General features: G+C 69.0%; 19 protein-coding genes. 12 read left to right on the top strand and 7 right to left on the bottom strand.

Annotation, left to right across the window (positions count from 1 at the left end; genetic code table 11):
* Positions 1 to 19: 19 nt before the first annotated feature.
* From G6N09_RS13835 to G6N09_RS13845, 3 genes are all read right to left on the bottom strand, one after another.
* Positions 20 to 3,511, bottom strand: a complete 3,492-nt coding sequence (locus G6N09_RS13835; RefSeq protein WP_163752801.1) for a PE family protein — start codon at positions 3,509 to 3,511, stop codon at positions 20 to 22.
* Between the two features lie 464 nt (positions 3,512 to 3,975).
* Positions 3,976 to 5,982: an NADPH-dependent 2,4-dienoyl-CoA reductase gene (locus G6N09_RS13840; RefSeq protein ID WP_244959519.1), complete on the bottom strand. Its 2,007-nt coding sequence runs from the start codon at positions 5,980 to 5,982 to the stop codon at positions 3,976 to 3,978.
* A gap of 59 nt (positions 5,983 to 6,041) precedes the next feature.
* Positions 6,042 to 6,590, bottom strand: a complete 549-nt coding sequence (locus tag G6N09_RS13845) for a PadR family transcriptional regulator (protein ID WP_083027188.1) — start codon at positions 6,588 to 6,590, stop codon at positions 6,042 to 6,044.
* 152 nt (positions 6,591 to 6,742) lie between these two features.
* Here G6N09_RS13845 and dapC point away from each other — a divergent pair, with 152 nt between their 5' ends.
* The 3 genes from dapC to G6N09_RS13860 all read left to right on the top strand — a co-directional run bounded on the left by dapC (position 6,743) and on the right by G6N09_RS13860 (position 9,320).
* Positions 6,743 to 7,849, top strand: coding sequence for a succinyldiaminopimelate transaminase (gene dapC, locus G6N09_RS13850; RefSeq protein ID WP_083027155.1), 1,107 nt, complete (start codon positions 6,743 to 6,745; stop codon positions 7,847 to 7,849).
* A 190-nt stretch (positions 7,850 to 8,039) separates the two neighbouring features.
* On the top strand, positions 8,040 to 8,942 hold the full coding sequence (locus G6N09_RS13855) for a pseudouridine-5'-phosphate glycosidase (RefSeq protein ID WP_083027154.1): 903 nt from the start codon (positions 8,040 to 8,042) through the stop codon (positions 8,940 to 8,942).
* A 24-nt stretch (positions 8,943 to 8,966) separates the two neighbouring features.
* Positions 8,967 to 9,320 carry a carboxymuconolactone decarboxylase family protein gene (locus G6N09_RS13860; RefSeq protein WP_083027153.1) on the top strand — a complete coding sequence of 118 codons (354 nt, stop codon included), beginning with the start codon at positions 8,967 to 8,969 and terminating at the stop codon, positions 9,318 to 9,320.
* Between the two features lie 12 nt (positions 9,321 to 9,332).
* On the opposite strand, the gene G6N09_RS13865 is transcribed toward G6N09_RS13860, so the two are convergent.
* Complete coding sequence (locus G6N09_RS13865) at positions 9,333 to 10,058, bottom strand: helix-turn-helix transcriptional regulator (RefSeq protein WP_083027152.1); 726 nt, start codon at positions 10,056 to 10,058, stop codon at positions 9,333 to 9,335.
* A 128-nt stretch (positions 10,059 to 10,186) separates the two neighbouring features.
* Here G6N09_RS13865 and G6N09_RS13870 point away from each other — a divergent pair, with 128 nt between their 5' ends.
* Together G6N09_RS13870 and G6N09_RS13875 are read left to right on the top strand one after the other, a co-directional pair.
* Positions 10,187 to 11,596, top strand: coding sequence for an acyl-CoA synthetase (locus G6N09_RS13870; RefSeq protein WP_083027151.1), 1,410 nt, complete (start codon positions 10,187 to 10,189; stop codon positions 11,594 to 11,596).
* Between the two features lie 39 nt (positions 11,597 to 11,635).
* Positions 11,636 to 11,932, top strand: coding sequence for a hypothetical protein (locus tag G6N09_RS13875; RefSeq protein ID WP_234807081.1), 297 nt, complete (start codon positions 11,636 to 11,638; stop codon positions 11,930 to 11,932).
* Here the strand turns inward: G6N09_RS13875 and G6N09_RS13880 are convergent.
* On the bottom strand, positions 11,929 to 12,585 hold the full coding sequence (locus tag G6N09_RS13880) for a TetR/AcrR family transcriptional regulator (RefSeq protein WP_083027150.1): 657 nt from the start codon (positions 12,583 to 12,585) through the stop codon (positions 11,929 to 11,931). The two genes, G6N09_RS13875 and G6N09_RS13880, sit on opposite strands and share 4 nt — an antisense overlap.
* 117 nt (positions 12,586 to 12,702) lie before the next feature.
* Here G6N09_RS13880 and G6N09_RS13885 point away from each other — a divergent pair, with 117 nt between their 5' ends.
* Together G6N09_RS13885 and G6N09_RS13890 are read left to right on the top strand one after the other, a co-directional pair.
* Positions 12,703 to 13,128 (top strand): MmpS family transport accessory protein, encoded by a 426-nt coding sequence (locus G6N09_RS13885; RefSeq protein WP_083027149.1) that lies wholly within the window; start codon positions 12,703 to 12,705, stop codon positions 13,126 to 13,128.
* Positions 13,125 to 16,022: an MMPL/RND family transporter gene (locus G6N09_RS13890; RefSeq protein ID WP_083027148.1), complete on the top strand. Its 2,898-nt coding sequence runs from the start codon at positions 13,125 to 13,127 to the stop codon at positions 16,020 to 16,022. The genes G6N09_RS13885 and G6N09_RS13890 overlap by 4 nt, the downstream gene beginning before the upstream one ends.
* A gap of 10 nt (positions 16,023 to 16,032) precedes the next feature.
* On the opposite strand, the gene dapD is transcribed toward G6N09_RS13890, so the two are convergent.
* Positions 16,033 to 16,986 carry a 2,3,4,5-tetrahydropyridine-2,6-dicarboxylate N-succinyltransferase gene (gene dapD / locus G6N09_RS13895; protein WP_109558993.1) on the bottom strand — a complete coding sequence of 318 codons (954 nt, stop codon included), beginning with the start codon at positions 16,984 to 16,986 and terminating at the stop codon, positions 16,033 to 16,035.
* Between the two features lie 26 nt (positions 16,987 to 17,012).
* Here dapD and dapE point away from each other — a divergent pair, with 26 nt between their 5' ends.
* A complete protein-coding gene (gene dapE, locus G6N09_RS13900) occupies positions 17,013 to 18,092 on the top strand; it encodes a succinyl-diaminopimelate desuccinylase (RefSeq protein WP_083027146.1) in 1,080 nt (359 codons plus the stop codon).
* Between the two features lie 126 nt (positions 18,093 to 18,218).
* On the opposite strand, the gene G6N09_RS13905 is transcribed toward dapE, so the two are convergent.
* Positions 18,219 to 20,243, bottom strand: coding sequence for an ATP-binding protein (locus G6N09_RS13905; protein ID WP_083027145.1), 2,025 nt, complete (start codon positions 20,241 to 20,243; stop codon positions 18,219 to 18,221).
* Positions 20,244 to 20,290: 47 nt separating this feature from the next.
* Between G6N09_RS13905 and G6N09_RS13910 the strand changes: the two genes are divergently transcribed.
* From G6N09_RS13910 to G6N09_RS13925, 4 genes are read left to right on the top strand one after another with little or no spacing between them, the layout of a single operon-like run.
* Positions 20,291 to 20,854 (top strand): cytokinin riboside 5'-monophosphate phosphoribohydrolase, encoded by a 564-nt coding sequence (locus G6N09_RS13910; protein ID WP_083027144.1) that lies wholly within the window; start codon positions 20,291 to 20,293, stop codon positions 20,852 to 20,854.
* 40 nt (positions 20,855 to 20,894) lie between these two features.
* The gene (gene fadD6, locus G6N09_RS13915) at positions 20,895 to 22,682 is read left to right on the top strand and encodes a long-chain-acyl-CoA synthetase FadD6 (protein ID WP_083027143.1); all 1,788 of its coding nucleotides are present in this window, start codon (positions 20,895 to 20,897) and stop codon (positions 22,680 to 22,682) included.
* A 38-nt stretch (positions 22,683 to 22,720) separates the two neighbouring features.
* Positions 22,721 to 23,596, top strand: a complete 876-nt coding sequence (gene folP / locus G6N09_RS13920) for a dihydropteroate synthase (protein ID WP_083027142.1) — start codon at positions 22,721 to 22,723, stop codon at positions 23,594 to 23,596.
* Positions 23,593 to 24,540, top strand: a complete 948-nt coding sequence (locus G6N09_RS13925; protein WP_083027141.1) for a glucosyl-3-phosphoglycerate synthase — start codon at positions 23,593 to 23,595, stop codon at positions 24,538 to 24,540. Before folP ends, G6N09_RS13925 begins: the two co-directional genes overlap by 4 nt.
* The last annotated feature ends 9 nt before the right edge of the window (positions 24,541 to 24,549 follow it).

Consider the following 24,549-nt stretch of genomic DNA (forward strand, 5'->3'; position numbering starts at 1 on the left):
CTTTCGCGTACCCGCGGGATCAGACTCCGGGCTGACCGTTGGAGCCGGAGGAACCTGCCGCGCCCTGGCTGCCGCCCGTGCCGGCTGTTCCGGCGGTGCCGACGATGCCGCCCGTGACCACCGTGCCGGCCGAGCCCGCTGCACCGCCGGTGCCGCCGCTTCCGCCGGTGCCGCCGTTTCCGCCGGTGCCCGCGTCGCCGCCCGTGCCGTCATCGCCCGAACCGAGCGCTTTGCCGCCCGCTCCGCCATTGCCGCCCGCCCCGCCGGTGCCACCTGCGCCACCGGTGCCGGCGTTGCCGCCGTTGCCGCCGTTGCCACTGGTACTGCCGGAAAGCTGTCCGGCCCCGCCGTTGCCGCCGGTGCCGCCGTTTCCGCCGACGTCGCCGGTGCCGCCGGTGCCGCCCGTGCCACCCGCGCCGCCGATTCCACCGTTGCCACTGATCGTGCCGCCGCTACCGCCAGCCCCGCCGACCCCTCCGGCGCCGCCGGTCTGCCCGGCCGCGCCGGTGCCGCCGGTGCCGCCGGTGCCGCCGTTACCGGCGACGCTGAAACCGGGGTTCTCGACACTGGTGCCGATCGCGCCACCGGTGCCGCCGTTTCCGCCCTTGGCCCCGGCACCGCCGTCACCGCCATCGCCGCCGTCACCACCGAAGCCGCGGTTGGCGATCGTCGACGTCGTGCCGACGCCGCCGCCGGTACCGCCGTTGCCGCCGGCGCCTCCGTCACCGCCGTTGCCGCCTTGGCCCCCATCGCCGCCGTTGGCGGTGACGATTCCCGAGTTCCTTCCAGCGGCGACGCCGCCGTTGCCACCATTGCCACCGTTGGCGAGATCGCCGCCGTTGCCGCCGTTGCCGCCGTTGCCGCCGCTGGTGCTGGTGAGGGTGCCGCCGGTGACGAAGGCGCCCTGGCCGTTGCCGCCGTTGCCGCCGCCCTGGCCCGTGGTGCTGCCGTTGGTGGCGTTGCCACCATTGGCGCCCGTGCCGCTGGAACTGCTGCTCGATTGGCTGGTTCCGTTCGCGGCGGTACTGGTCTGGTTGGGAGTGGGGTTGACGCCGTTGGCACCGAGGGCGCCGCTTCCGCCGAGGCCACCGTTGCCGCCGTTGCCGATGATTCCCGCGTTGCCGCCGGCGCCGCCGGCGCCACCGTCAGTTCCCGGTGCGGTGGCGTTTTGGCCGTTGCCGCCGTCGCCACCGTTTCCGCCGGAGGCCTGCGAGCCGTCGGTGCCGTCAGTGCCGTCGGCACCACCGGAGCCCCCGGTGCCTGCCGCACCGCCCGTTCCACCAACGCCTGCGGTCCCGCGGTCACCGCCGTTGCCGCCGCGGCCACCGTCGAGGTTGGTGGTGTCGCCGTCCGCGCCGGAACCGCCGTTACCGGCATTGCCGGCGTTGCCTGCGCTGGCGCCGTTTCCACCGCTGCCGTTGGTGCCCTGGGCGCCGTGGGAGGCGCTGCCGGCGTTACCGCCGGCGCCACCGGCGCCCCCATTTCCACCGGCGCCGCCGTCACCGCCGTCATGGCCGGCGCCGTCATCGACCCCAGTCACGCCTGCGGCACCGTTGCGGCCGTTACCACCGTTGCCGCCGCTGGCGCCGTTGCCGCCTGCGCCGCCGTTTCCGGCGTTGCCGGCCAGCGAGCCACCGTCACCGCCGTGGCCACCTGCGCCACCTGCGCCGCCGTTGCCGCCACTGGTTCCGGAGTCCCCGAAGTCGACACCATTGACTCCGTTGGCTCCGGTTGCGCCGTGGCCTCCGGTGCCGCCGTTTCCGCCGGTGCCGATGTTGCCGGCTGCGCCGCCGTTGCCGGCGTTTCCGCCGGTGCCGCCGTTGCCGGATTGGGTGGGGTTGAGGGTGGTGAGGTAGCCGTTGCCGCCTGCGCCGCCGTTGCCGCCGTTGCCGCTGAGGGCGGTGTCGGATCCGCCGTAGAGACCGTTTGCGCCGGCTGTGCCGGTGGTGGTGCCGTGGCCGCCTTGGCCGCCGATTCCGATGGCTCCGGCGTTGCCGCCGATGCCTCCGTTTCCGCCGGTGCCGCCTTGGGTGGTTGCGTCGCCGGCGTTGCCGCCGTTGCCGGCGTTTCCGCCGGTGCCACTGTTGCCGCCGGCACCTCCGGTGCCGCCGTTTCCGTCAGCGGCGGCGGGGCGCAGTCCGAGGATTCCGGTCCGCCCGCCTGCGCCGCCGTTGCCTCCGGCACCACCGTTGCCTCCGGCGCCTCCGATGCCGCCGTTTCCGCCGAGGCCACCGTTTCCGCCGGTGGCTGTCACTGTGCTGTCGACGGTGGTGCCATCGGGTGTGGTTCCTGCGGCCAGGCCGCCGTTGCCGCCGTTTCCGCCGTCGCCGCCGGCGGTGCCCACGCCACCGGCACCGCCGGCGCCTCCGATACCACCGATACCGGCGGCTCCGAAGATCCCGGAGCGGCCTCCTGCGCCACCATCACCGCCGGCGCCTCCGGCGAAGCCGGATACGCCGTTGCCGCCGTTGCCGCCATTGCCGCCGTCACCACCGGTGGCGGTGGCACCGGTGATGGCAGTGGCCGAGCCGCCCGCGGCGCCGTTGCCGCCGGCTGCCCCTGTTGCTCCGTCGCCACCGATGCCGCCGGCTCCGCCGAGGGCATTGGTGACACCGTCGTCGCTGAGGCTGTCTTGACCCAGGCCGCCGTGACCACCGGCCTGGGCGCCGAGGTCGCTGAGTGCGCCGTCGGCGCCGTTGCCACCGGCCAGGCCTGCCGCGTTGAGTGCGGGCAAGAGCCCGCCGTCAGCGCCGTCGGCGGCCCGCCCGTCGAGGACCGGTGCGATTCCGTCAGCTCCCCGGCCACCGGCGCCGCCGGCCCCGCCGGTGCCACCAGCGCCGAACCAGAATCCACTGGCCCCGCCGTCGCCGCCGGCTCCTCCGGCCCCGCCGATGCCGTCGATACCGTCGAATCCGGTCCCGCCGGCTCCTCCGATGCCGCCATTGCCCAGCAGCCAGCCGCCTGCGCCGCCGTTGCCACCGATTCCGCCGGCGATCGCGGCATCAAGGCTGTCTAGGCCGGCCCCGCCGGCACCACCGTTGCCGATCCAGCCGGCGTCTCCGCCATCGGCGCCGGCTGCTCCGGCGCCGCCGTTGCCGAACAGGAAGCCGCCGTCGCCGAGGTCTCCGAAGATTCCCGAACTACCGAATACTGAGTCGTTGGTTCCGGTGAAGCCGTCGATGCCGTTGCCGAGGAGCTCGCGGCCGAATAGGTAAACGTACGGGTCATTGATCACCGAGACGATCTGCGAGACAAAGGGATCGGCCAACACGGACTGGCCCGCACCGGTGACCGTCTCAACCAGCCACTGATCGAAGTCCGTCAGGGAACTACCGAAGGCCGCCCCCGCCAACGGGTCATTCCACGTCAGATCCAGGCTTTCCCACCAGGGCGTGGAGTCCCAGCCCGACGCCGACCACAGGGTCGGATCGAAAAGATCGGACAACCAGTCCCATTCATCAGCTTGAGCCGGCGGGGCCACCGCCGACCCCAACGCCAAAAACGCGCCCACACCCGCCGCAGCGCACCCACGCCGACCAGTCCCACGCGCACCAACCCACCCCACGCTGGGACTGCCCTTCATACCCCGCCGACGCGCCATCACCACTGCTCCCTCCGAGCTACAAACCGCAAACCAACCTGAGAACGCCTCAAGTTGCGCTAAGGGAACCCGATGCCCAAAACCCTGTCCACCCAATGCATCACCATGAAGAAAATGCGCCGGGAGCAGAGAGAGGGGAATCAGCCGAGGGGCTGCTCCGTCAAATCGACCGGTCGCTGAGATTGGCTGCAAGCGGCCTGATTGTGCTGGTGTACAGCGAAAGTCAATTTATGCGCATCAAGATATGAAGTCGCTTCTGTGCCCCATGCGGCCTATTTCCCTGCTGCGCAAGGACATCTGCTATAGGGGCGCCGATCGCGACCGTAGTGATGATCGTTACATTCGGGCGCCGATTGCGCCCGTAGTGATGAGCGTTACAGCCGGGCGGCGAGTTCGGTGCCCTGCTTGATGGCGCGTTTGGCGTCCAGTTCCGAGGCCAGCGCCGCCCCGCCGATGATGTGCGGGTTCACTCCGTGTTGCCGCAAGCCATCTTCGAGGTCGCGCACCGATTCCTGTCCGGCACAGATCACCACGTTGTCCACGGCCAGCAGCTGCGGACGAGACTTGTTGGGGCCGTGACTGATATGCAGACCGTCATCGTCGATACGGTCGTAGTTCACTCCGGAGAGTTGGTGGACGTTCTTGGCTTTCAGCGACGCCCGGTGCACCCAGCCGCTGGTCTTGCCCAACTTGCGGCCTTGGGCGCCCGCAGTGCGGGCCAACAGGTAGACCTCGCGGGCGGGCGGCGCCGGGTCCGGCGGCAGCAGTGCGCCCCTGGCCTCCCAGGGGTCGGCGGCGCCCCATTCGGCCTTCCACTCTTTGAGATGCAGGGCCGGCGAGGACTCCGGTGCATCCACGACCAGGAACTCGCTGACATCGAAACCGATACCGCCGGCTCCCACCACCGCCACCGCGGGGCCGACCGGTCGGCCGGCGATCGCCTCGGCATAGGACATCACCATCGGATGGTCGATGCCCGGGATCTGGGGGATCCGTGGCCGAACGCCGGTGGCCAGCACCACCTCGTCGAAGCCGATCAGCTCCTCGGCCCGGGCGCGGCTACCCAGCCGCACCGTCACCGCGTACTTGTCGAGCATCGTGGTGAAGTAACGGATGGTCCCGGCGAACTCCTCCTTGCCTGGAATCCGGCGGGCGAGATCGAACTGGCCGCCGATGAACTCGTTGGCCTCAAACAGCGTCACCTCATGGCCGCGTTCGGCGGCCGACACCGCCGCCGACAAGCCGGCCGGTCCGGCGCCCACCACCGCAATGCGACGGCGCCGCTGAGTGGGGCCGAGCACCAACAGGGTCTCGTGGCCGGCGCGCGGATTGACCAGGCAGGAGACCTTCTTGTGCACGAAGACGTGGTCCAGGCAGGCCTGGTTGCAGGAGATGCAGGTGTTGATCTGCTCGGCTCGGCCGTCGGCGGCCTTGCGTACCCAGTCCGGGTCGGCCAGCATGGGGCGCGCCATGGAGATCAGGCGCACCGACGTCTCGGCCAGGACCTGTTCGGCGGCCTGCGGCATGTTGATGCGGTTGGACGCCACCACCGGGATCGTGACGTGGTCGGCGACGGCGTGCGAGATTCCGACGAACGCGCCGTTGGGGACTGAGGTCACGATGGTCGGCACCCGTGCCTCGTGCCAGCCGAACCCGGAGTTGATCAGGGTGGCCCCGGCTGCCTCGACTTCGGTCGCCAGCGAGAGGATCTCCTCCCAGCTTTGGCCGCCTTCGACGTAGTCGGCCATCGACAGCCGGTAACAGATGATGAAGTCGTCGCCGACGGCGGCGCGGGTGCGGGCCACGATCTCTACCGGAAAGCGGCGCCGGTTGGCGGCGGTGCCGCCGTAGGCATCGGTGCGCTTGTTGGTGCACGGCGCCAGAAACTGGTTCAGCAGGTAGCCCTCGCTGCCCATGATCTCGACGCCGTCGTAGCCGGCCTCGCGGGCCAGCACCGCGGTGCGGGCGAAGTCGGCGATCGTCGACTCGACGCCGCGGGTGGACAGCGCACGTGGCCGGAACGGATTGATCGGCGCCTTGATGCTCGACGCGCTGACCGAAAAGGGATGGTAGGCATAGCGTCCCGCGTGCAGCACCTGGAGCGCGATTTTGCCGCCTGCGTCGTGCACGGCATCGGTGATACGGCGATGCCGTCGTGCGTCGGCTCGGGTGGTCATCGCGGCGGCGAACGGCAACAGCCAGCCTGACCGGTTCGGGGCGTAGCCGCCGGTGATGATCAGCCCCACGCCGCCGCGAGCCCGCGCTGCGAAGTATTCGGCCAGCCTGCCGGTGTCGGCGGCGCGGTCCTCCAGCCCGGTGTGCATGGACCCCATCACCACCCGGTTGGACAGGGTCGTGAATCCCAGGTCCAGTCCAGACATGAGGATCGGATAGGCGTGGGTGGAATCTGTGGTCACAGTGGCCCCTTCATCTGGGTCGTTCATCGCAGTGCCGCGGCTACCTCGTCGAGCCAGTCGATCGCGCTCTCCTCGGCGCGGATGCCGCCGCGCAGGACCAGGTACTGGTGCAGCGCGGCACCGGACAAGGCGGTGGGGTCGGGGAACTGCTTTTTCTCCAGGGCGCGGTAGACGTCCAGTCGCTCGCCACGTTCGGCCCGCAGGACGGTGGCCTGGTCGCGCACCGCGGCGCGCTCGCCGTGGCCGGCGCCGCGGATCTTGACCGCCAGTTCGCGCAGTCGGTTGTCCAGCACCGAGCTTCCGCGGCCGGTCAGCGGGGCCGCAATCCACCGGGCCAGCTCCGCGCGGCCGGCCTCAGCCACGGTGTAGACCTTCTTGTCCGGGCGACCCTGCTGGGCCACCTCGGTCACCTGCACCCAGCCGTCGGCTTCCATGGTGCGCAGCGTCCGATAGATCTGCTGGTGGGTGGCGCTCCAGAAGTAGCCGATCGAACGGTCAAAGCGGTGCGCGAGCTCGTAGCCCGAGCCCGACTGCTCGTTGAGCGACACCAGGATCGCGTGCGGTAGGGCCACCCGGGCCAGGGTAGGCAGCTCCGCGCCCATATGCAATTAGTTGCAGTGCAACTGTGCGCATAGCTACGGCTGTCGAGCTGGTGGTGGATGCGCTCCCGGGGCGGGCTCTACTATCAGAAACCGATGAATCCACCGCGCCTCGTCGCAGCCCCATGAGTCCTGTCACCGGCGGCAGGTCGGCCGCGCTGCCCACCTTTCCCTGGGACACCCTGGCCGAGGCGACGGCGCTGGCCAGGTCCCACCCCGACGGCATCGTCGACCTGTCCGTGGGCACCCCGGTCGATCCCGTAGCCCCCGTCATCCGTGACGCGCTGGCAGCGGCGTCGTCGGCTCCGGGGTACCCCACCACCGCCGGAACCGCGGCGCTGCGAACGGCGGCGGCGTCGGCGCTGGAACGGCGCTACGGAATCACCGGGCTGAGTGAATCAGCGGTGTTGCCGGTGATCGGCACCAAGGAGCTGATCGCCTGGCTGCCCACCCTGCTCGGCTTGGGCGCCGAGCACGTGGTGGTGGTCCCCGAGCTGGCCTACCCGACCTACGAAGTCGGGGCCCGGCTTGCCGGAGCGCAGTGGGTGCGCAGCGATACGCCGCACCTGCTCGACGGCCCGCCACCGGCCCTGGTCTACCTCAATTCGCCGAGCAACCCCACCGGGGCGATCCTGGGTGAAGCCGAGCTGCGAGCCGTCGTCGGCTGGGCCCGTGAGCACGACGTGCTGGTGGTCTCCGATGAGTGCTACCTCGGTCTGGGCTGGGACGCGCAACCACTCTCGGTGCTGCACCCGGCGGTGTGCGACGGCGACCACCGCGGGCTACTGGCGGTGCACTCGCTGTCCAAGACGTCATCGCTGGCGGGGTACCGGGCCGGTTTCGTGGCCGGGGACGCCGCGGTGGTCGCCGAACTGTTGGCGGTGCGCAAACACGCCGGGATGATGGTGCCCACCCCGATCCAATCGGCCATGGTCGCCGCCCTCGATGACGACGCGCACGAGCGCGAACAGCGCGACCGCTACGCCCGCCGCCGGGCGACGCTGCTGTCGGCCATGCGGGCGGCCGGGTTCACCGTCGAATTGTCGCAAGGCGGGCTGTACCTGTGGGCCACCCGCGGCGAGGCGTGCCGTACCACCGTCGAATGGCTGGCGCAGCGCGGCATCCTGGTGGCGCCGGGCGAGTTCTACGGACCGGCCGGGGCGCACCATGTTCGGGTGGCGCTGACGGCCACCGACGAACGCATCGCCGCGGCCGCCGCCCGGCTGGGTTAGAGGGCGGTGGTGCATCGCAGTCGTCGGTGAGAACCCGCTCGATCGCGTCGTGCTCGGCCTGGGTCACCCACAGGCCGTAGCCGGCCTTCACCCCGACGATCCGCGAGACATAGCTGCAGCGGTAGGACTGCGTTCTGACACGATCAGCGCATCCGGATCGGGTCGGGCGCCAGCGCAATAGGCTCAGCGCATGCGCATTCATCCCGAGGTCGCCGATGCACTGGCGGCCGGCCGGGCCGTGGTGGCGTTGGAGAGCACGATCATCAGTCACGGCTTGCCGCACCCGGGCAATCTGCAGATCGCTCGCGACATCGAGGCCTGCGTGCGCGCGGCAGGCGCGGTGCCGGCCACCATCGCCATCCTCGACGGCCAACCGCAGATCGGGCTGGACGACGATGCGCTGCACCGAATCGCCACCGGCACCACGGCGGTCAAGGTCAGTGTTCGCGAGATCGCGATGCTGGCCGCGGCGGGTGGGGACGGCGCGACCACGGTCGCGGCGACCGCGCACCTCGCTGCGGCCGCCGGCATCACGGTGTTCGCCACCGGGGGTTTGGGCGGCGTGCATCGCGGCGCGCAGGAGACCTACGACGAGTCCGCGGACCTGACGGCGCTGTCGCGCACCCCGGTGCTGGTGGTGTGTTCGGGCGTGAAATCGATCCTCGACATCGGGGCGACGCTGGAGCGGCTGGAGACGCTGTCGGTGGGGGTGATCGGCTACCGCACGGAGCGCTTCCCGGCTTTCTATCTCGCCGACTCCGGCCATCGGCTGGACTGGTGGATTCAGAATCCCGAGCAGGCCGCGGCCGTCCTGCGGGCCCGCGACCGGTTGGGTACCAAGGGTTACGGGTTGGTGCTGGCCAATCCGATCTCCGCTGAGGCCGAGCTGGACCGCGCGCTACATGACCGGGTGCTGGCCGAAGGCCTCGCGGCGGCCGAGGCGGCGGGGGTGCGCGGCAAGGACGTGACCCCGTACCTGCTCGGCCATTTTCACCGCGCGACTCACGGCGCATCGGTGGCCGCCAATGTCGCACTGGTGCTGGGCAATGCCCGCTTGGCGGCCGAGATCGCGGTGGCCTATGCCACCGGGTGACACACTCCGCGGCCTGATACCCCGGTGGGTATAAGTCATTACCAGGAAGTCCTGAACGAACTGAACCCGCAGCACCGCGACCTGCGGCAGCAGATTCCCGGCGTCTACCAAGCATTCGGCGAGATGAGCAAGGCCACATTCGAATCCGGCGCACTGGACCGCAAGGTCAAGGAGCTGATGGCGATGGCCATGGGCGTGGTGCAGGGCTGCGACGGCTGCATCGCCTCACATGCCCGCGCAGCGGCACGGGCCGGGGCCACCAAGGCCGAGGCGGCCGAAGCGATCGGCGTCAGCATCCTCATGCACGGTGGCCCGGCCACCATCTACGGGGCCCGCGCCTACACGGCCTTCTGCGAATTCGCCGACGACACCGAGTGACTGTCGAACCGGCTAGTGGCCGATCACCTTGGCGACGCACATCTCCGGTTCGACGAACGGTTTGAGCTCGGCACTGCCGCCCGCCCCGTTCCTGGCGTTGAGCAGCCCGCGCAACACGCCCAGGTGCATGGCACAGCTCACCTCCGGGTGAGCACGCGCCAGGTCGTACACCGGGCACGCGTGTAGCAGGATGGTGCGCTGGTGGGAGTCCTCGGCATCGGCGTCGTCAGGTGCCATCGCGGCGAGTTCGGCACTGAAGCCCATGCGCGCGAAGATCCCGGCGATCCGGCCGGCGCAGTCATCGATGCCGGCGTCGGGCCCGGATCCGCCGGCGGTGACGGGTCCCTCGGTGGCTGAGTCGTTGGCCGCCAGGATCCGGTCGGCCCAGCGCCGGCCGACCCGTTCGGCCCGCTCGGCGCGCTCGGCGACGGTATCGCCGAGCTCCATAGCCAGGATCTCGGCGAGGTTGCGATAGTCCAGTCGGTCACGAACCGCCACGTAGCCCGTCCGGGGCCGCCCCACCCCGTCACGTTTGATCCGGGTCCGCGCGACAGCCCCCAGGTCGCAGAGGGCGTCGAGGTGAAAGCGCACGGTCGTGACGTGCAACTGCATCCGCTCGGCGAGCTCGGCGGCATCCACCGCGCCATCGGCCGCGCCCACCAGCCGCAACACCCGCTCCCGCTGCTGGTTGCGGGGCAACCGCTGAGGGCCGCGTCGCTGGCCGGGCTGGGTGTGCATCGGAGTGCCTCTTCCTTGAGGAGTCGCCCACAATTAGGGGAACTGATTCGTTGATACCACTAATGACGGTCGGCCGCTGATCGAGCGGATCGCCGGGCCGGTCCCGATGAACGAGTAACGTCCCGGAGATGCTGCTGACCTCGCTGGCCTCCGACGACTCGAACGCCGCAGACATCGCCGACGCGGTACGCATCGACAACACCGTGCTGAGCCGGTCGCAACTGAGCGGCGCTTCCGCGGGCGTGCTCGAAGATCTCGGCGGCGCGACCAGGGTCGCGGTGCTGGCCACCCCGACGGCGCAGACCGTGCTGGCGGTCACCGGCTGTCTGCTGGCCGGGGTGCCGGTGGTGCCGGTTCCCGCCGACGTCGGCGTCGCCGAGCGCCAACACATGCTGCGGGATTCGGGCGCACAGGCCTGGCTGGGGGAGCGGCCCGACGATCCCGCCGGGCTGCCGCATTTCTCGGCGCGCTCCGGGTCGCAGCAGCCGCACGCAGTGGCTTCGTGCGATGACGAAGACACTGCGCTGATCATTTACACCTCCGGAACCACCGGTCCCCCCAAGGGGGTACAGCTGAGCCGGCGGGCGCTGGCAGCCGACCTCGATGCACTTGCGCAGGCCTGGCAGTGGAGCCCCGACGACGTACTGGTGCACGGACTGCCGATGTACCACGTGCACGGCCTCGTCCTGGGCCTGGTGGGATCTCTGCGGCAGGGCAACCGCTTCGTCCACACCGGCAAACCGACGCCGGAGGCCTACGCCGCCGCACGCGGCACGCTGTATTTCGGGGTGCCGACCGTGTGGTCGCGGGTGGTAGCCGACCCGGGCGCCGCCGCGGCGTTGCGGTCGGCCCGAATGTTGGTGTCAGGCAGTGCAGCCCTGCCGGTCCCGGTGTTTGACGCGCTGGTCGAGCGGACCGGACACGCACCCATAGAGCGGTATGGCAGCACCGAATCGCTGATCACGCTGAGCACCCGAGTCGACGGCGAACGCCGGCCCGGTTGGGTGGGGGTGCCCTTGCAGGGCGTGCAGACCAAACTCGTCGCCGACGACGGCAGCCCCGTGCCGCACGACGGAGAGAGCATCGGACGGCTCGCGGTGCGCGGACCGACGCTGTTCAACGGCTATCTCAACCGGCCCGACGCGACAGCGGACGCCTTCGACGGCGACGGGTGGTACCGCACCGGCGATGTGGCCGTGATCGACGCCCAGGGCATGCATCGGATCGTCGGACGCGAATCGGTCGACCTGATCAAGACCGGTGGCTTCCGGGTCGGGGCCGGTGAGATCGAGACGGCATTGCTCGGTCATCCCGCGGTGGCCGAAGTTGCCGTCGTCGGGCTTCCCGACGACGACCTGGGGCAGCGAATCGTTGCGTTCGTCGTTGCGTCGCCGGCCGAGCCCGCACAGCCAGGAGAACTGATCGACTATGTCGCCCAGCAGCTTTCGATTCACAAACGACCCCGAGAGGTACGCATCGTGGATGCGCTGCCACGCAACGCGATGGGAAAGGTCCTCAAGAAGGCGCTGCTGACGTAGGCTCCGCTTGCGTGACACCGACACCGAAAGGGTGGCCCCGTGAAGCCTTCGAAGCGAATCAGTCTCGCTGCGGCGACCGTGTTCGCCGGCGCGACGCTCCTGATCGGCGGATGCTCGGCGGTGGACAAGGTCATCAATAAGGGCGGTGACACGACCTGCGGAGAGTTCAACAGTCACGCCGATGAGAAGCAGCGCTCCGAGGTCTCCAAGATGCTCAAGGACGCCAAGGGTGGCGAGCCGTCGAACCTGGAGCTGTCCGGTACGCAGTTGGCGGTCAGCGCCTTCTGCAAGACGATCGGCAAAGACAGCGACAAGATCAGCAGGGCGATGCTCTAGGCCGGTTCCCAGGTCTGCATCGCGCATTCGACGCCGTCGTCGTCGAGCGCGGCGACCGGCAGCGGCACCTGATCGCCGCGGTAGCGCATCCCGTCGAGAAGCATGGCGACATAGCGGCGCCACAGCTGCGCGTCGACATGGCCGGCGAACTCGCTCACCGTGCCTGCGAGGAGTCCAAGGATCGGCATGTCGGTCGAGGACACCTCGGGACGCAGATGGCCGTCGGCCCGCGCTCGCTCGACAAGTTCTTTGAGCACCGGGACCAGGCGCTCCTGTGCGGCGATCACCCGATCGCCTCCGTAGCACTTACTGAAGGCGATCTCTCGCAGTCCTCGGTCGGTCGCCAGGATCTCGCACATCTGCTCGACGTACGAGGCGAGTCCTTCCCACGAATGTGGTTGGCGCAAAGCCGATTCCGCGAGGCCGGTGAGTTGATTGAGGCCGTCTTCGAAGATCGCTTCGAGTAGTTCGTCTTTGCTGGCGAATCTGCGATAGACGGTCCCGACTCCCACGCCGGCGTGGTGGGCGACGTCGTTGAGGTTGGGCTCCAAGCCTCTGGTTGCGAACAGCTCGCGGGCCGATTCCAGGATGCGCTGGCGATTGCGTGCTGCGTCCCTGCGCAACGGGCGGTTCGGTGTGTCCTCGGCGCTCACAACGGCCCAGTGTAATGCGAACAACAAAAAAACGGATTGACTCTATCCACTTATCTAGTTAGCTTAACTACCTGGAACGGTGCGGGACTGAACCTGGCCGAAATGGGGAGAGCGACGATGAAGAGGCTGATGAAGCGGATGTGGTTGCCGACCCTGATCGTGGTGGCAATCGCCGCAGGCGTCCTCACCGTCGCGCAATTGCGCACGGTGTTCGGGGCGCATCCGGTCATGGTGACCGACCTGTCCTCGGATAACGCCGAGGACTTCAACCCGAAGTTCGTGACGTACGAGATCTTCGGTTCGGGCACCACGGCCGTCATCAACTACATGGATCTCGAAGGCAAGCCGCAGCGCGTCACGGACGTGGCGCTGCCATGGACGTTGACTCTGCAGACCACCCTGCCCTCGGTGATGCCCAACATCCTGGCCCAGGGCGACGGCGACAGCATCAGCTGCCGGGTGACCGTCGACGACGAGGTCAAACAGGAAAGGACGGCAACCGGAGTGAATGCCGAAACCTTCTGCTTCGTGAAGGCAGCATGACCACGCCGACGGCCGGAGCGCCGACCGAGCCCATCCCGGCGGCACGTCACGCCGAGCCCCCGCGGCTACCCCGATTCATCCGGAAGTTCGCGATACCGATCATCCTGGCCTGGATCGCCCTGGTAGCCCTGCTGAACGTCGTCGTCCCGCAGCTCGAGGAAGTCGGGAAGCTGCGTGCGGTGTCGATGAGCCCCAACGACGCACCGTCGATGATCGCCACCAAGCGCGTCGGAAAGGTGTTCCAGGAGTACGACACGTCCAGCTCGGTGATGATCGTGCTCGAAGGCGACGAGCCACTGGGCGCGGCGGCGCACGAGTTCTATGACCGCATGGTGCGCGATCTGCGTGCCGACACCGCCCACGTGCAGCACGTTCAAGACTTTTGGGGCGACACACTGACTGCCAAAGGCGCCCAGAGCGCCGACGGCAAGGCCGCCTACGTTCAGGTCTACATCGCGGGCGACCAGGGGGAGACCCTGGCCAACGAGTCGGTGGACGCGGTGCGCTACATCGCATCCGAACTCCCCGCCCCCGCCGGTGTGAAGGCTTATGTCACGGGGCCGGCGGCGACAAGTTCTGACCAGAATCACGTCGGCGACAAGAGCATGGAAACGATCGAACTGCTCACCTTCGCCGTCATTACGGTGATGTTGTTGGGCGTGTACCGATCCGTCATCACCACGCTGATCGTGCTGCTGATGGTCGTGTTCGAGCTGTCGGCTGCCCGCGGACTTGTGGCATTCCTGGGATTTCACAATCTGTTCGGCTTGACGACCTTCGCATCCAACATGCTGGTGACGCTGGCCATCGCCGCCTCCACCGACTACGCGATCTTCCTGATCGGTCGATATCAGGAGGCGCGCAAAGCGGGTGAGGACCGAGAAGCCGCGTACTACAGCATGTTCCACGGCACCGCGCACGTGGTGCTGGCCTCCGGGCTGACCATCGCCGGGGCCACGTTCTGCCTGCACTTCACCCGGCTGCCGTATTTCCAGACGATGGGCTTCCCGCTGTCCATCGGCATGGTGATCGTGGTCGCCGCCGCGTTGACCCTGGGGCCCGCGGTCATCTCGGTGTGCAGTCGCTTCGGTCGCGTTCTGGAGCCCAAGCGCGTCACCCGGTCGACCGGGTGGCACCGGGTCGGCACCGCAACCGTTCGTTGGCCCGGGGCGATCCTGGTGGCCGCCGTCGCGGCGGCCCTGGTTGGCCTGCTTGCGCTGCCCGGGTACCACACCAGCTACAACGACCGCATCTACCTGCCCGACGACGTCGCGGCGAACGTGGGTTACTCGGCGGCCTTCCGGCATTTCTCGCAGGCGAAGATGAATCCGGACCTGATGATGATCGAAACCGACCGCGATCTGCGCAATCCGGCCGATTTCCTGGTGATCGACAAGATCGCCAAAGCCCTCAAGAACGTGCACGGCATCGCCCAGGTGCAGACCATCACCCGTCCCGACGGGGACCCGGTCAAGCATTCCACGATCCCGTACACCCTCGGCCAGAGCGGCACGGCCCAGCTGATGAACAACGACTACATGCAGACCAACCTGGAGAACCTGCTCAAGCAGGCCGACGATCTGCAGGCCAGCATCGACTCAATGACCGAGATGATGAACATCCAGCAGGACCTGGCCGCGGTGTCGCAGCGGATGGCCGACAAGATGTCCAACACGGCAGTCGACATCGGCGAAATGCGTAATCACATGGCCGATTTCGACGATTTCTTCCGGGTGTTTCGCAACTACTTCTACTGGGAGCCGCACTGCTTCGACATCCCCATCTGCTGGTCGTTGCGGTCGATCTTCGACGCCCTGGACGGCGTGGACACCATGTCTGCCGACTTCGATGAGATCGTTCCCGACATGCAACGGATGGCCGAGCTGATGCCCCGGATGGTCGCGGTGATGCCGGCGCAGATCCAGTCGATGAAGAACCAGAAGCAGACGTTGCTCAACCAGTACCAGGTGCAGAAGGCCCAGCAGGACCAGAACATGGCGATGCAGGAGAACTCCACGGCCATGGGCGAGGCGTTCGACACCGCCAAGAACGACGATTCGTTCTACCTCCCGCCGGAAGCCTTCGATACTGCCGACTTCAAACGCGGCATCAAGCTGTTCATGTCGCCGGACGGACATGCTGTGCGGTTCACAATCATTCACCAGGGTGACCCGTTGACGCCTGAGGGAATCTCGCGCATCGATTCGCTCAAGGTCGCGGCGGCCGATGCGATCAAGGGAACACCGTTCGAGGGAGCCTCGATCTACCTCGGCGGCAGCGCAGCGATGTTCTACGACATGCAGCAGGGCGCCAACTACGACCTACTGATCGTCGCGACGGCGGCACTGATCCTGATCTTCATCATCATGATGGTGCTGACCCGCGCCGTGGTCGCCGCGACGGTGATCGTCGGCACTGTGGTGCTCAGTCTCGGTTCGGCGTTCGGTCTGTCTGTGCTGATTTGGCAACACCTCGTCGGCATCCCGTTGCACTGGATGGTGCTGCCGATGTCGGTCATCGTGCTGCTCGCCGTCGGTGCGGATTACAACCTGCTGCTGGTCTCACGCATCAAGGAGGAGATCCACGCCGGCCTGCACACCGGTCTGATTCGCGCGATGGTCGGCACCGGTGCTGTGGTCACGGCGGCGGGTCTGGTGTTCGCCTTCACCATGGCCTCCATGGCGGTCAGCGCCCTGATCGTGATCGGCCAGGTCGGCACGACGATCGGGCTGGGTCTGCTCTTCGACACCTTGGTCGTCCGGTCCCTGATGACGCCGTCGATCGCGACCCTGCTCGGACGCTGGTTCTGGTGGCCGCAGATCGTGCGTCCCCGCCCGGTTCCGCAGCCCTGGCCGCAACCGGTTCAGCGGGATCCAGAGGCGGCGCTGGTCTAGAGGCGGCGGTTCAGTTGGCGTGCAGGGCCTCGTTGAGCGCGATGCCCTGACCGTCACGGGCCACCACCTCCACCGCGCCGCTCTGGGAGTTGCGGCGGAACAGCAGGTTGTTGCCGCCGGCCAGCTCGCGGGCCTTGGCGGTGGTGCCGTCGGGCAGGGTGACCTTGGTGCCCGCGGTGACGTACAGCCCGGCCTCGACCACGCAGTCGTCGCCCAGCGGGATTCCCAGTCCGGCGTTCGCGCCGAGCAAGCAGCGCCTGCCGATCGAAATCACCTGTGTCCCGCCACCTGACAGCGTTCCCATGATCGAAGCGCCACCACCCACGTCGGAGCCATCGCCCACCACCACGCCCGCCGAGATGCGTCCCTCGACCATCGAGGCACCCAGGGTGCCCGCGTTGAAGTTGACGAACCCCTCGTGCATCACCGTGGTGCCCGACGCCAGGTGCGCACCCAGGCGTACCCGGTCGGCGTCGGCGATGCGGACACCGGACGGCAGTACGTAGTCGACCATCCTGGGGAACTTGTCCACGCCGTAGACGGTCACCGGGCCGCGCCGGCGCAGCCGGGCCCGGGTGGTCTCGAAGCCCTCGACCGCGCACGGTCCGAAGTTGGTCCACACCACGTTGGTCAGTACCCCGAACAGTCCGCCGGCATTGAGCCCATGCGGCGCCACCAGCCGGTGCGAGAGCAGGTGCAGGCGCAGATAGGCGTCGTAGGCATCGACCGCGGTATCGGCCAGCGACCCGATCACGGTGCGTACCGCGACGGTCTCGGTGCCGCGGTCCTCGTCGCGGCCCACCAGCCCGGCCAGATCGGCGGGCACGTCGTCCGCGGCAAGTCGAGTGGTTCCGGGCTGGCCCGAGCCGCCCAACTCCGGTGCGGGAAACCAGGTGTCGAGCACAGATCCGTCTGCGGCCAGCGTCGCTATCCCGACGCCCGAAGCTCCAGTCACGCCGGTCAGGGTACCCGGACCGCTAGTCTGAATGCGTGCTGGATCTGCACTCCGACCCGATTGCCCTGACCGCCGCGCTGGTGGACATTCCCAGCGAGTCGCGGCATGAAGCGCGTATCGCCGACGAGGTGGAAGCAGCACTGCGTGCCCAGACCTCCGGTTTCGAGATCATTCGCGACGGTGACGCGGTGCTGGCCCGCACTCGGCTGGGACGTCCGACCCGGGTGCTGCTGGCCGGGCATCTGGACACCGTGCCGGCGGCCGGCAACCTGCCCAGCCGGCGCACCACCACCGGTGACGAGGGCGACGTGCTGCACGGTTGCGGCACGGTCGACATGAAGTCGGGTGTCGCCGTCTTCCTGCATCTGGCCGCCACGGTCACCGCACTGGAGCACGATCTGACCTGCGTCTTCTATGACTGCGAAGAGATCGAGGCGGCCGCCAACGGGCTGGGACGCATCGAACGCAACCTGGCCGACTGGCTGGTGGCCGATGTCGCCATCCTGGGTGAGCCCACCGGCGGCTACATCGAGGCCGGCTGTCAGGGCACACTGCGGGTGGTGATCAGCGCTGCGGGCACCCGGGCGCATTCGGCGCGCTCCTGGCTCGGCGACAACGCCATCCATAAGCTCGGGGCGGTCCTGGACCGGCTCGCCGCCTACCAGCCGCGCAGTGTCGACATCGACGGCTGCGTCTACCGCGAAGGCTTGTCGGCGGTGCGCATCGACGGCGGGGTGGCCGGAAACGTCATCCCCGATGCAGCCGCCGTCACGGTCAATTTCCGCTTCGCCCCCGACCGCACCCCCGAGCAGGCACTGGCCCACGTGCGGGAGGTGTTCGATGGCCTGGACGTCGACATACAGCAGACCGATGCCGCGGCCGGCGCCCTGCCGGGGCTCACCGCGCCCGCGGCGGCCGCGCTGGTGACCGCCGCTGGCGGCCAGGTCCGGGCCAAGTACGGGTGGACCGACGTGTCGCGGTTCGCCGCCCGCGGCATCCCCGCGGTCAACTACGGCCCCGGTGACCCCAACCTTGCCCACACCGTCGACGAACGGGTGCCGGTCGAGCAGATCAGTACGGTGGCCGAGCTGCTGCGCGGCTACCTCAGTTCCTAGCCCGCTGCAGAATTACCGGACGTCCGTCGCAGGGGCGCTGGCCGCGAGCCGGAATCTGACGACACGACACGCCGATATCGCGTCGTCAGATGCCGACTCGGCGCCAGATGATCGCCGTTTCGATCCTCAGTTCCTAGCCCGCTGCAGCGCGGTTCGGCCGAACGTGCAGTCGACCTCGGCGCACAACTTGACCAGTGGGTCCACCGCCCGGGCGTCGCCGAGCTGGGTGGCCACCGACCACGCCTGCAGCGCCACCGCCGACTGCCCGGTGCGCTCGGCCATTCGGGCGGCATCCCGTGCCGCGGCGATCGCCCCATGCTGATCGCGCATGCCGGCCCGTTGCCAGGCCCGCGCCACCCCAAGCTCGGGAGCGAACAGCGCAGACTTGGTGCCGTGGCGGGATTCGGCCCGGCTCAACGCCTTTGCCGCCCCGGCGATGTCGGATCGGCGGGCCAGCGCGGTCGCCAGCAGGGTCAGCGACAGCGGCCCCCACGAATAGCCGGTGCGCTCCAAGGTGGCGGCTGCCGGCGCCAGCAGCTCTATCGCGGCATCGAATTCCTCGGCGGCGATCAGCACCTGCGCCACCAGCACCTCGCCGATCGCGCGGCCGGGTTGGGCCAGCTCGGCGAAATCGGTGAACTGCCAGGCCAGCTCGCGCGCCTCATCCAGGCGCTGCGCCATCAGCAGGGTGGTGATCTCGGCCAGGCCGACGGTGAACCGCAGCACGCCGGGATGCTCGGCGTCCAGCGCTCGCCGGGCCAGCGGCCCCACCTCGTCGAATCGACCCGCACGCGCGGCGCACAGCGCCGCGGCACTGCCCGCCCAGGCCACCGCCATGTCGTCGGCGGCCGGGTCGGCCAGTACCGCGGTGGCGGTCTGCACGGCCCGGCCGAGGTTGCCGGCATTCATCGCGAACGTGGCGCCCAGTGCGTCCAGGGTGATGCGCGCGCTCGGCCCCGAGACCCGGTCGCGCGTGGCGGCCAAGAATGCGGTGGCACGTTCGGGTTCGCCCAGCATGAAGAACTGGTTGGCGGCCCGCGGTAACGCCCAGGCCAGCAACTCCGGCTCGCTCAGTGTGGCGGGGTCCGCTGCCGCCAGCACCGCGTCGGCGTCGCGGCCCCGGCCCTGCCAGGCCAGTGCGTGCGCCAGCGCCAGGCGAGCCGGCAGGCCGCCGTCGCGGTCCAGGGCATGGCGAGCCAGTCGCTCACCCAGGTGCAGATCGCCCAGCCGCAACGCCTGCTGGGCCGAGTCCACCACGTCCGCGGCAGGCTGGGGTGCGTCGCTGTCGGCGGCCAGCGCCGCCAGCCTCAACTGCTCGCCGACGTGCGCGCAGGGCCGAGCGGTCAGCACCCGCACCGCCTCGGTACGCCGGGCACGGGCACCGGTGTCGCCCATGCAGCCGCGGGCCCGCTCGGCGAACAGCGGGTGGGCGGTATAGACCACCGGGTCGGGTTCTCGGCCGCCACGAGTGCGGGTCTCCACCGCGCCGAGCTCCTCGGCCTGGCGCACTGCCTCAGCGCTGGTGAGCCCGATCAGGTCGACCGATGCCAGCGGCTCGAAGACGGCCAGATAGTCCAGCACCGACCGGGCGTCGGCGGGCAGGCCCGCCACGAAGGTATCCACGTCGCCGCTGGCCTCGCTGCGCTGCTCGGGTGCGTCGACGTCGATGCGTGACAGCAGATCGTCGCCCCACAGCGCGGTGATCGGAGCGGGGGCCGCCGGGGCGTAGTCGGCGCGCCCGGTGAGGATCATGCGCGCTGAGCCGGTCAGCGCCAGCTGGTAGACCAGCGTCGCGGACAAGGTGTCGAGCAGGTGGGCGTCGTCGACCACCAACAGCAGGTCGCCGGACTCTTCGACCAGCGAGTCCCGCGCCGCACGCAACAGCGCGGCGGGCTTGCCGATGTCGGCGACCCGGACCAGATGGCTGAAGGCACCGAAGGGCACCTGCCGTTCGGCGGGGGTACCGATCACCCAGCGCACGCGGGTGTCCGGGTGGCGCTCGGCGTGAGCCTCGGCGGCCAACCGGGCCAGCGTGGACTTGCCGCAGCCGTCTGGACCGAGCACCACGGCCCCGGCCTGCGCGCCGGTGAGTGCCGTGCCGAGCCGATGCAGGGCCGCCGAATGCTCGGGAACGTTCCACCGGATCGGCACCGCGCAGAGTTTACGGTCTGAGCCAACCGCCCGATAGCCTTTCGGATGTGCGTGGCAGCGAATGGGCGGTCTGTGTCTACTGTGCGTCCGGTCCCAGCGATCCGGCCCTGCTGGCGCTGGCCGCCAAGGTCGGCGCCACGATCGCCGAACGGGGCTGGACGCTGGTGTGGGGCGGCGGCAACGTCTCAGCGATGGGTGTGCTCGCGGTGGCCGCCCGGGAACATGGCGGGCGCACCGTCGGCGTGATTCCCAAGGCTTTGCTGCACCGCGAGGTGGCCGACGTCGACGCCGACGAGCTGATCGTCACCGACACCATGCGCGAGCGCAAGCAGGTGATGGACGACCGCGCCGACGCGTTCCTGACGCTGCCCGGCGGCATCGGCACGCTTGAAGAGCTGTTCGAAACGTGGACAGCTGGGTATTTGGGCATGCATGACAAAGAGGTGGTGCTGCTCGATCCCGACGGCCACTACGAGGGACTGTTGACATGGCTGTCCGGGCTGATCGATACCGGGTTCGTGTCCCGACGCGCCATGGACCGCCTCCTGGTGTTCGACGAGATGGAGGCGGCGCTGGACGCCTGTTCACCCGGTACCGCCGGTACTGATTAAGCTCGCCTAGCCACCGATTTCAGTGAAATGAGGCGATAACGTGTCCGATCACGACTCCGGCACCGTCACCCACGTGGGACCGATCGATCTCCTGGCCCGCACGCCGAGACTGCTGGCCGACTCGCCGACCATCCTGCGCGGGCTGTGGACCGGACTGCGGGCCCGCCCCACCTCCAAGGCCTCGATCGGCAAGGTCTTCCAAGATCGTGCAGCCCGCCTCGGCGACCGGGTGTTCATCCGGTTCGGCGACGAGCAACTGACCTACCGCGAGGCCAATGAGACCGTCAACCGCTACGCCGCCGTACTGGCCGCGCGCGGCGTCGGACACGGTGACGTGGTCGCGATCATGCTGCGCAACTCCCCGGACGCGGTATTGATGATGCTGGCCGTCGCCAAATGCGGCGGGGTGGCCGGCATGCTCAACTACCACCAGCGCGGCGACGTGCTGGCCCACAGCCTGGGCGTGCTGGACGCCACGCTGCTGGTCGCGGAGTCCGACCTGGTCGAGGCGGTCACCGACTGCGGTGCCGCCGCTGCGCCGGTGACCATCGAGGAGTTCCGGCGGCTGGCCGCCACCGCCCCGGACAGCAATCCCGCCTCGGTCAACGCGGTGCTGGCCAAGGACACCGCGTTCTACATCTTCACCTCCGGCACCACCGGCTACCCCAAAGCCAGCGTGATGACGCACTACCGGTGGTTGCGCGCCCTGGCGACCTTCGGGGGTCTTGGGCTACGGCTGCGGGGCAGCGACACGCTGTACTGCTGCCTGCCGCTCTACCACAACAACGCGCTGACGGTCGCGGTGTCATCGGTGCTGAACGCGGGCGCGACGCTGGCGCTGGGCCGCTCATTCTCAGCCTCGCGGTTCTGGGACGAGGTGATCGCCGCGGACGCCACCGCGTTCGTCTACATCGGCGAGCTCTGCCGCTATCTGCTCAACCAGCCCGTCAAGGCCACCGATCGGGCCCATAAGGTGCGGGTGATCGCCGGCAACGGGCTGCGTCCCGAGATCTGGGACGAGTTCACCCAGCGCTTCGGCATCAAGCGGGTGTGCGAGTTCTACGCCGCCAGCGAGAGCAACAGCGCCTTCCTCAACGTCTTCAACGTGCCGCGCAGCACCGGCGTCTATCCGGGGCCGCTGGCCTACGTGCAATACGACCCCGACACCGGCCTGCCGCTGCGTGGCGAGGACGGCTGGGTGCAGCGGGTGCCTTCGGGACAGCCCGGACTGCTGCTGAGCCCGGTGAACCGATTCTCACCGTTCGACGGCTACACCGACCCGGAGGCCAACGAGAAGAAGTTGGTGCGCAACGCGTTCCGGGACGGCGACTGCTGGTTCAACACCGGTGACCTGATGCGCCCCCAGGGTATGGGGCATGCCGCCTTCGTCGATCGGCTCGGCGACACCTTCCGGTGGAAAGGCGAGAACGTCGCAACCACCCAGGTCGAAGCCGCGCTGAGCGCCGACCATGCGGTGGAGGAATGCGCCGTCTACGGCGTGGAGGTGCCCGGAACCGGTGGCCGCGCCGGAATGGCCGCCGTCAAACTGCGCGACGGCGCCACCCTCGACGGGCCCGGACTGGCGGCCGTGGTCTCGGGTCAGCTGCCTTCCTATGCGGTGCCGCTGTTCGTCCGGGTGGTGGCGTCGATGGCCCACACCACCACGTTCAAGAGCCGCAAAGTGGAGCTGCGTGAGCAGGGCTACGGCGGCGGGGGCGCCGTGATCGAGGACCCGCTGTATGTGCTGGCCGGTCGCGCCGAGGGCTACGTGCCCTTCTACGCCGACTACCCCAACGAAGTGGCCGCAGGCAAGCGACCGCAGGGCTGAGCGAGCAAGGGCGAAACCCGACCGGGCACCATAGACGGGTGCAGTCCCACTTCTGCGGTCGTCCGGTGGCGGCTGATCGTGCGCTGATCATGGCGATCATCAACCGCACCCCGGACTCCTTCTACGACGCGGGCGCCACATTCAGCGACGAGGCGGCCAAGTCTGCCGTGCACCAGGCAGTGGCCGACGGCGCCGACGTGATCGATGTGGGCGGAGTCAAGGCCGGGCCGGGGCAGACCGTCGACGCCGATGCCGAGACGGCCCGGGTGGTTCCCTTTATCGAGTGGCTGCGCAGCGCCTACCCCGAGCAGCTGATCAGCGTGGACACCTGGCGCGCGGAAGTGGCCAAACGCGCGTGCGCGGCCGGTGCCGACCTGATCAACGACACCTGGGGCGGGATCGACCCGGAACTGCCCGCGGTGGCCGCAGAGTTCGGGACCGGATTGGTCTGCTCACACACCGGAGGGGCGCAGCCGCGCACCCGCCCCTTCCGGGTGAGCTACGGCACCAGCGTCGACGGGGTGGTCGAAGCGGTGATCAGTGAGGTCACCGCGGCGGCGGAACGGGCGGTGGCGGCCGGGGTGTCGCGCGAGCGCGTGCTGATCGATCCCACCCATGATTTCGGCAAGAACACCTTCCACGGGCTAGCGTTGTTACGACACACGGAGGATTTGGTCGGTACCGGATGGCCGGTGCTGATGGCGCTCTCCAACAAAGACTTCATCGGGGAGACTCTTGGTGTGGGTCTGACCGAACGACTGGATGGAACATTGGCGGCCACCGCATGGGCGGCGGCCGCTGGAGCCCGGATGTTTCGGGTTCATGAGGTCGGGCCGACCCGGCGCGTCCTGGAGATGGTGGCATCGATCCAGGGCGTGCGGGCTCCGACCCGCACAGTAAGGGGATTGGCATGACCGATCTGGTCTCGGCGCCGGGCGACACCCGGCTGTCCGGGCGCACCTGGGTCCGCCCGCAATGGAGCGTGGCCGAGCTGCTGGCGGCCAAGGCCAAGACCGGTCGCAGTATCTCGGTGGTGCTGCCTGCGCTGAACGAACAGGCCACCATCGAGTCGGTCATCGACAGCATCACCCCGCTCGTGGACAACCTGGTCGATGAACTGATCGTGCTGGACTCCGGCTCCACCGACGACACCGAGATCCGCTCGATCGCCGCCGGCGCCCGCGTCGTCAGCCGTGAGCAGGCGGTTCCGGAGGTTCCGCCGCAGCCCGGCAAGGGCGAGGCCCTGTGGCGGTCGCTGGCGGCCACCAGCGGCGACATCGTGGTGTTCGTGGATTCCGACCTGATCAATCCCGACCCGATGTTCGTACCCAACCTGGTCGGCCCGCTGCTCACCGGTGAGGGCGTACACCTGGTCAAAGGCTTCTACCGTCGGCCGCTGAAGGTCAACGGCACCGAGGACGCCACCGGTGGCGGCCGGGTCACCGAATTGGTCGCCCGCCCGCTGCTGACCGCCTTGCGGCCCGATCTGGGGGCCGTGCTGCAGCCCCTGGGCGGTGAGTACGCGGGCAGTCGTGAGTTGCTGGCGTCGGTACCGTTCGCGCCCGGCTACGGGGTGGAGATCGGGCTGCTGATCGACACCTACGACCGGTTGGGCCTGGAAGCGATCGCCCAGGTCAATCTGGGGGTGCGTGCCCACCGCAACCGCCCGCTGGCCGAGCTGGCGGTGATGAGCCGTCAGGTGGTCGCCACCTTGCTGTCGCGGTGCGGCGTCCCCGACTCGGGGGTCGGGCTCACCCAGTTCTTCGCCGACGGCCCGGACGGTGTGGACTACCTGCCGCGCACCACACCCCTGTCGCTGGTGGACCGTCCGCCGATGAACACCCTGCGCCAGCGCTGATCGTGTCGG

It is taken from the genome of Mycolicibacter minnesotensis (genome assembly GCF_010731755.1).
In the GTDB taxonomy this organism is placed as follows: domain Bacteria; phylum Actinomycetota; class Actinomycetes; order Mycobacteriales; family Mycobacteriaceae; genus Mycobacterium; species Mycobacterium minnesotense.

Coding starts and splice junctions, on each gene's coding strand:
- G6N09_RS13840 (WP_244959519.1), bottom strand. CDS start 5,982: ATGTCTGGACTGGACCTGGGATTCACGACCCTGTCCAACCGGGTGGTG.
- dapC (WP_083027155.1), top strand. CDS start 6,743: ATGAGTCCTGTCACCGGCGGCAGGTCGGCCGCGCTGCCCACCTTTCCC.
- G6N09_RS13855 (WP_083027154.1), top strand. CDS start 8,040: ATGCGCATTCATCCCGAGGTCGCCGATGCACTGGCGGCCGGCCGGGCC.
- G6N09_RS13865 (WP_083027152.1), bottom strand. CDS start 10,058: ATGCACACCCAGCCCGGCCAGCGACGCGGCCCTCAGCGGTTGCCCCGC.
- G6N09_RS13870 (WP_083027151.1), top strand. CDS start 10,187: ATGCTGCTGACCTCGCTGGCCTCCGACGACTCGAACGCCGCAGACATC.
- G6N09_RS13885 (WP_083027149.1), top strand. CDS start 12,703: ATGAAGAGGCTGATGAAGCGGATGTGGTTGCCGACCCTGATCGTGGTG.
- G6N09_RS13890 (WP_083027148.1), top strand. CDS start 13,125: ATGACCACGCCGACGGCCGGAGCGCCGACCGAGCCCATCCCGGCGGCA.
- G6N09_RS13925 (WP_083027141.1), top strand. CDS start 23,593: ATGACCGATCTGGTCTCGGCGCCGGGCGACACCCGGCTGTCCGGGCGC.